The sequence below is a fragment of the Micromonospora sp. RP3T genome (assembly GCF_003027925.1).
In the GTDB taxonomy this organism is placed as follows: Bacteria; Actinomycetota; Actinomycetes; order Mycobacteriales; family Micromonosporaceae; genus Micromonospora.
Genome location: NZ_PYPS01000113.1, coordinates 1 through 678 on the forward strand (window position 1 = coordinate 1; position 678 = coordinate 678).

General features: G+C 52.7%; 1 pseudogene. It reads right to left on the reverse strand.

Annotated elements, in window-relative coordinates:
• Positions 1 to 492 precede the first annotated feature (492 nt).
• Positions 493 to 575 (reverse strand): annotated as a pseudogene (locus C8054_RS32180).
• Between the last annotated feature and the right edge of the window lie 103 nt (positions 576 to 678).

Below are 678 nucleotides of genomic sequence, written 5' to 3' on the forward strand. Positions count from 1 at the left end.
AGCAACTTTGTATTCAGTCCAAGGCCGTCCTTTGATATACAATGTAATCGAAATTGAGTGTTCAGGCTGGGCTAATGCTGAATGAATGCAGTAATAGCATCCCTGTCAAATTCACGTGACATGTGGCAGCGTCGTTGTGAGGTTTTCTTAAGTTTAATGTCATGCTGGCATTCGAGAAGAAACTTCCCATCAACGGGAAGGCAAGCTTTCGTGAGCCTCACGGTGCGTTTCCACTGGCACGTAACGAGCAGAGCGGAGCGGGTGTTTTCAATTCATTCCTACGGAAGCTGAGCTTAAACGCTTGCGCAATGCGTGTACGCTCAACTTCCATAGGGATGAATGGAAAACGCTCTGCTCCACTCGCTACGCTGTAGTGGAAATACGGCGTTAGCGTAATGCTGTCTCCACCTCACCGAAACGTTGGCTCGATGTCTAACATGACGCCACGTGTTCTGCCAAGTGAGAGCGTTGTCCACAGCCAAAGGATAGGTTTGTCAGAAGCGGGATTCAAACCCACGCCTCCAGGGGAGACTGTGACCTGAACGGAGCGCCTTAGACCGGTCGGCCATCCTGACACGCCTGCCTGCGGTGAGCCGACCCGTTGGAGCTGCACCTACAGGCACGGGGCCGAGAAGCTAGTGTTTCGCTCTTCAGCCCAGTCAACCTGCTGGCCTCGTT